At 44.6% G+C, this 6,496-nt stretch carries 4 protein-coding genes and 1 pseudogene; 2 read left to right on the top strand and 3 right to left on the bottom strand.

What is annotated here, in order from left to right:
• Nucleotides 1-151 precede the first annotated feature (151 nt).
• Together O9295_RS17945 and O9295_RS17940 are read right to left on the bottom strand one after the other, a co-directional pair.
• Nucleotides 152-2,098 (bottom strand): alpha-amylase family glycosyl hydrolase, encoded by a 1,947-nt coding sequence (locus O9295_RS17945; RefSeq protein WP_158201902.1) that lies wholly within the window; start codon nucleotides 2,096-2,098, stop codon nucleotides 152-154.
• Between the two features lie 100 nt (nucleotides 2,099-2,198).
• Nucleotides 2,199-4,010, bottom strand: coding sequence for a GMC oxidoreductase (locus O9295_RS17940; protein ID WP_288034273.1), 1,812 nt, complete (start codon nucleotides 4,008-4,010; stop codon nucleotides 2,199-2,201).
• A 244-nt stretch (nucleotides 4,011-4,254) separates the two neighbouring features.
• On the opposite strand from O9295_RS17940, the gene O9295_RS17935 reads away from it, so the two are divergent.
• A complete protein-coding gene (locus O9295_RS17935) occupies nucleotides 4,255-5,322 on the top strand; it encodes an IS4 family transposase (RefSeq protein ID WP_287998355.1) in 1,068 nt (355 codons plus the stop codon).
• Between the two features lie 24 nt (nucleotides 5,323-5,346).
• Here the strand turns inward: O9295_RS17935 and O9295_RS17930 are convergent, their stop codons facing one another.
• Entirely contained in the window at nucleotides 5,347-5,655 is a 309-nt protein-coding gene (locus O9295_RS17930; RefSeq protein WP_147072706.1) for a thiamine pyrophosphate-binding protein, read from the bottom strand.
• 74 nt (nucleotides 5,656-5,729) lie between these two features.
• Between O9295_RS17930 and O9295_RS17925 the strand changes: the two are divergent.
• A pseudogene (locus O9295_RS17925) lies at nucleotides 5,730-6,020 on the top strand (transposase); the annotation flags it as partial.
• Nucleotides 6,021-6,496 lie beyond the last annotated feature (476 nt).

The raw sequence follows: 6,496 nt of genomic DNA, 5'->3' as shown, positions 1-6,496 counted from the left end.
AGACCTCTTGCAAAAGTCTTAAGTCGATCCTTGTACAGCAACATTTTTGAAGATTATCAACTACTAATAAATAATTAACTGAAAGTCCCTCCCATTATTGTTTCTATCGTTTGTTTTCGGATTTATGCAAGAGGTCTAATGAGTACAGGAACTATGGTTGATTTATCAAAATCAAAAATTCCGATGCTGGAATCGGTTGAATTTCAACGTAGGCAATTTTATCTTGTCGTTGTACCGGGACTGTTGATCCCACTTTATGAGGACCCGTGTAACCCGGAACCGCCGCTTCAGCCGTATTCAAAACCACTGTCATAGTGCTTCCGATTGGGTTGAGATTGGCATCCACCAACACTTTCGCTCCTCGATTATCCGTTCCATGACTGTTTAGCGCACAAAGTGCTTCTTCGTCATCTAAAACCCGTGACCAACCGATAATTTCTCCACTCCGTCCGTGATCGCCAAAGGGTAAGTTCAGAAAAGGGATGGCGGTTGGTCGTAAATATTGCCGTCCTAAGCGCAGCACTGGAAACTGTTTACGGATTGCCGCCATAGCTCCAATCCGGACATAGGCTGGATGATTGGAATCAAAACAATGAGCACCTGCTGTCCCAAATGGCCCAAAGCCAGGTAAGTTTTGATCAACGGATTGCAGGCCCGCCACGCCGAATTGCCGGGGATGCTCTGGACCAAACATGGCCTCTCGCAAATAGCGATCGGATTTCTTCCAGTCGGATAACCACTTCCGTTCAGCCGTTTCTGGCCCTGCCAATGCCTGCTCTGTTCCAGCGTAAATGCAGGGAATCCCCAATGTGAACAGTTGCAATGCCACCCCAGCAACGACCTGATGATCTGATGCAGCTTCGCTGGAAAAGCGGATTTTTTCACCAAATACATGATCGTGATCGTCCAAAATTGAAACATGCCGCCGTCCGAGGTTCCGGTGTGATCCCATTACCGCATTCCCTGGATCAAACCCGTTAAAGTAAGCTCTTGGGTCTATCAGCCCTTTGGCAACCTGATTAAGATTCCCCCGCATCTCGCCAATATCCAAGGCAGCATTTAAGTTCTGCCCTACTACATCCAGATAGCGGTCTTGGTTATAGTCTCCGCCTGCTATTTCTCCCACTAAAAAGAAGTCACTCTTGCCCAAATTAGCCGCAAACTCCTTAATCGTTCCACAAAAATTTCGAGCTTGATCATAGGTCACATGCTTGAGCGTATCAATCCGAAAGCCATCGCAGTCTGTCAACGCGATCCAGTATTTGTAACACCGGGCTAAGTTGTCTAAAAGATGGGGATAGTCTAACTGGAAATCACGCAAATTAATAAAATCTGAACGCCGGAATTCGGCATTGGGATCCTCCAAATCTCCCCGCCCCAGGCCTCCCTCGCTATAGCCGGCCCGAGTATAGCAATCTGCTTCCTGGAGTTCGCTCGGCCAAACCCCGTCCGCGTTAGTTCGAGGCTTCCCTGCAATGATTTGTCCCTGATCACCTAGCCATGAGCCAAACTGATACCAACTCGACGTATAGGGAGGTTCCTGTTCTCCCCCAGGAGTACCCGGAGCATAGTCCCAGTTATATCCGGAATGGTTAAAAATGATATCGAGGATAATGCGTAATCCCTTCTTGTGGGCTTGATTGACCAGACCAACCAGTTCCTGGCGAGTCCCAAAGCGAGGATCAACCTCTAAAAAATCTTGAATACCATAACCGTGATAGGTATTCAAGTGACCCCGTTGCTGAAAGATGGGTCCTATCCAGATTGTTGTTACCCCTAGTTGGTTTAGATAATCTAGCTTCGACTCTAATCCTTTAAGCGTTCCTCCCTGCCAGCGATCGCCGCCTGACTCTGCCCATTTATCAAATCGCCAAGACTGTCCATTTGGCAGATTAGGTCGAGACTGATTCAGTTGTTGACGATTCAGCAGAGGACGTGTGTTTTCTTTCCCATCACTAAAACGATCAGGCAAGAGAAAATAAAGCACTTCATTTCTCCAATCCGCAGAGGAAGGGTAATAACTCTCACGGCGAGGTAAAGAAAAATCGTTTAGACTACCTGGTCGCGGTTTGGCTAGATTCTGATCGGCAAATTTCATTAGGAATTACCTCAAGATTGATGAATATTGTTCCTTATCTATTTTTAGCAACAGGATATCTATGATTAGGCTAACCTTGCTGATTCTAAATAGTTGTAAGCTATTTTGACTTATGCACTTCATTGATATGCTCGGCCAGTCTGAGGGCTAGAGCACCCAACGTAAGCGAAGGATTTGCTGTGGGAATGTGCGGGAAGACCGACAGATCACAGCAGTACAGATTATCATACTCGTGAAATTTTAGGTGCTTATCAACAACACCTGTGCCATGTTCGCCTATTCTCAGAGAGCCACCAGTGTGGTAGGTCTCGGATTCTTCTCGATATTGAAGAGGCTTTTCTACCTCAGAGAGATCAACGCCCAAAAATTCAAACACTTTTTTCTTCAAGGCATTTGCTTCCACTTCTAGGGGACGATCCTCCATCGGTGCTACATAGACCTTGGGGCGAATATCACCAAGCTTGACCCAGTTAGAATCGTTCAGCTTTCTGGGAAAAAGAAACTTGATTTTAGCAGTAATGCGATCATCATTTTCAAACTCCTCTCGGAATAAATCATCATCCTCATAGCGAGGCTCCCAAATCCGAGGGTTAATCGCAAGCTCACAACTAAAATGATTATTTTCCTTTTCTAAGTCATGGTTGGGCAGAATAAGAATTTTAACTTGGTCTTTTGCAGTGATCAATGTCTTCATTCCCATCTGTGGGATGACAAAAGATTGTTCTGCTGCCTGGTGATCAGTAAGACCAATACCGATTTTTCCGCTTTTATCGGACAGATCACTTCTAAGAGCAATACAGGGACTTTCTGTGGCTCCAGCCGCTAAAACAATGACCTTTCCTCGATAGCTTCGTTTGCAGTGATTGATGAGATCTTCACAACATACCTTAGTTACCCTGTGTCCTTCCCATTCAAGGTGGGTAACTAAGTGATTGAGATTGATGGTAATATTTTCTCCGCCAGTCTTCATCTTTGGATAACTGACAGAGTTGAGTAATAGAGCTGCGGTGGAGAAGTAACCCCTTGGGCGCTCATCTGGATTACCTTGACGCTTTGTAATCCATGACATTTCTTGATGGAAACTTCGAGGTAGGTGCTGCACATCATAATCTGGCAGTTCCTCTTCCAGACGAGCCCGAAAGACTTTTTCGTAGTTGTTGTATTCAGTTCTCTTTCGGAAAAGCCTTTCCGCTTTTATATATCCACCCAGTTTTAGGTAGTCAACAATCTCTTTATCCCACTGTTCAAAGTCCCATTTGTTCATCCGGGGAATCAGAGCTGACCAATATATCGATCGCCCTCCCAAGTTCAGGTGTACGTCTTTTTTCAGTACTGATCCTGGTGCGTTGTCGTATGCTACCGATTTTCTGACATCCACCTCCGAAGCCGGAATAGGTGTATTGCCAATATGAGAAGGTAAATGAACTGATCCAGCTTCTAATACGAGGACTGACAAGCCAAAATCCGATAGTTGATCGGCAACGATTCCACCCCCCATCCCAGAACCAATGACGATGACATCATATTCCTGATTGGTATCTAAATTGCTAGGCACATATCGACGGGAAAAGTCGGTTTCTTCATTAAGTAAGTTTTCGACAGCGTGGAGATACCTCTTTTTATAGCTGGGAAATGAAATATTTTGATCCGTAAACTTGACTTTTTGCGAATTATCGTAAGAAACGACAATCGGATTCTGCTCCATCGTAATATCCTCATTAACATGGAAGCAAAGAGTAGCCTTATCCGCATCCGAAGGTAAAGAAATGCGGTACTGCCATTCATGGTTAGTATACTCCCCCCTGATTGGTCTCTTTGAAGACAACGATTCTTCACAAGAAACAGTAACCTCATTCGCAGGGATATGCTTCGTAGTTGCAAAAACGACCGTGAGAACTTTTTTTCCTTTCATAAAATTTCTCCAAAGTAAACCTGTAGGGGGTATCAAATAGCCAGAGGCATTAAATAATGAAATGACTGGACTCATTCTGGGACATTATCTATGGCCTCAACTTTATTATTTTATAGTTGTAAGCCAAATTAACTTATACACTTTATTGCCAAGGATGTGCCTTGTGGCTAAGTACAGGACAAAAAGCTTGAAAAGTAGGCGGGAGTGGGGTTTTATGAGAAATAGCACTAATCTCGAAACCCCTATGAACCAGTATAATGCGTTGAAACAAGCTCTCAAACCTCATTTGCGATGGCACGGAGCAAGACTCTCTTTCCTCGCTCTATTCTTACTGGCTCTGTTGAAAGTAAAAACCGTCAACCTCAAGGAATTAGCCCTAGGTTTTGAAGGTCGGGTATTGGTAGAGTCCCATTACAAACGATTACAACGCTTTTTTGGGGACTTCGAGATAGATTACCCTGAAATAGCTCGCATTGTAGTCCAGTGGCTCAATATCCCTCAACCCTGGGTATTGAGTATTGACCGCACCAATTGGTCATTTGGTAGTCATCACTACAACATCCTCACAGTCGGCATTGTCCATGAAGGGGTAGCTATTCCCATTCTCTGGTGGATGCTCAAGAAGAAAAAAGGCAACTCAAACAGCGATGAACGGATGCGTTTTATTGAGGAGATGCTGAAGATTTTTCCTTCTGCGGAGATTCGTTGCTTGTGTGGAGACCGTGAGTTTATTGGGCAGGCGTGGCTGAGGTATCTTTTGCTTGAACCGATGCTGGCTTTCTGTTTAAGAATTCGGGCGACAGACAAGATTGAGTACAATGGCAAGCGGTTGGCCGCCAAGGTTATTTTTGCCCATCTTGCCATTGGTGAATCTCAACGTCTGCAGGGGAGTTGTCTAATTTGGGGTTATCCCGTTTCTGTAGAGGCTCTTCGCTTACCCGATAATTCTTTGCTCATCGTCATTGGACAGCCCGATTGTCTGGGTCTGATTCAGGATTATGCCCAACGTTGGGGTATTGAAACTCTTTTTGGCATCTTTAAGACCCGTGGGTTTTGTCTAGAATCTACTCACTTTACTGACCCAAAACGTCTGCGTAAGCTTTTAGCCTTACTGACTTTAGCTTTGGTCTGGTCTCTCAAGACAGGATTGGAGATACATCATCTTAATCCAATTCCTATCAAGAAACATGGTCGCCGAGCAAAAAGCCTCTTTCGGCTAGGTTTAGACCACCTTCGTCATCTTATTCTCAATCCTTCATTACCTAACTTTTCTCTTTTTCTCCAGTCCTTACATTTTTTGTCCTGTACTTAGGCCTTGTGGTTGTAATTTCGCCCCCTAGTCGGTATCGCTCAGGGCGGATGCGATCGCCGTCACCCTGTTGGTCACACCTGGCCCACCGAGTCCAATACAAACACCAAATCCTTGCCTCGCTCTGGCATAACCGTCAGCCATAAAAGCCGCCCCTCCTTCATAAGCCGCCACAACTGCCGTCATGTTGTTCGGACAATGCTCGACGAAAGGGTCGATACTGCTGCCAGGAACCAAGAAAATATGTTCAATACCCTCTTGTTTCAAGGCTTTAAGAACGTATAGCGCTACATTGTTTTCTGTCATAAAAATCGTCAATTCAAAAATGAAACGCATCAACCTCAAGAGTTGAAAAAGAAAGGCTCATCAGGTACTGTCTGAGCATTAACAACAACAAATCAGACCCAAAAATGAGCCGACAACATCTTAACATAGAACCAAGAAACTTGCTCTACCAACTTAGTCAAGAGGGAAATTTATCTCAACGGCAAATGGCCGTCTGGCTCGGATGTCATCAAAACACAATATCACGAGAATTAAGAAGGAATCAAAGTTCCCTCGGCTGCTATCTACCTGACACAGCACAAGCTCAAAGCGAGACGCGCCGAAAAAATGCCAAACAACCCTTTAAAAATGTCAGCGAGTCGGCGTTAGAGTTGGTAAAAAAAGGATTGAAAAATTATCATAGTCCGGAACAAATAGGGCTCTTCGTTACTTGTTATGGTTCGATAGGGGGGCATAAATCGACTAAATCCTTATCTGGCAAGAGACTTAATTGATTAGTTCGCTCTAGATAAAAACAATTGACAAAAATCGCTAAATGCCTTTCTCTATAAGGGTTCCATCCCTTATAACCCCCGTCCATTGCATAACACAAACCGAAGAGCCACAAATAGCAGGTCGTCTGAAAAGAGCCAGTCAAGAATCTCTCAGTCACGAAACCATCTATCAAATGAATGATCGATGATAACTACCCTTGACTGTGGAAAGTATCAAGAATACCTAGGGTTTGCTGAAAAAGCTTTTCGGTGGTGGCTGGGTGTGGGGTGTGGGGTGTGGGGTGTGGGGTTTTACCAGTTTTGAGGTGGTCAACTACCTAATTTTCAGGGAAAAAGTACCTGAATTTTCCCCCGATCCCCGCAATGGCTGGCACTTTTTGAGGGGAAAAAAGTCCAAA

The sequence above is a fragment of the Microcystis sp. LE18-22.4A genome, assembly GCF_027531105.1.
Taxonomy (GTDB): domain Bacteria; phylum Cyanobacteriota; class Cyanobacteriia; order Cyanobacteriales; family Microcystaceae; genus Microcystis; species Microcystis aeruginosa.
This window is presented reverse-complemented; position numbering and strand designations above follow the sequence as displayed.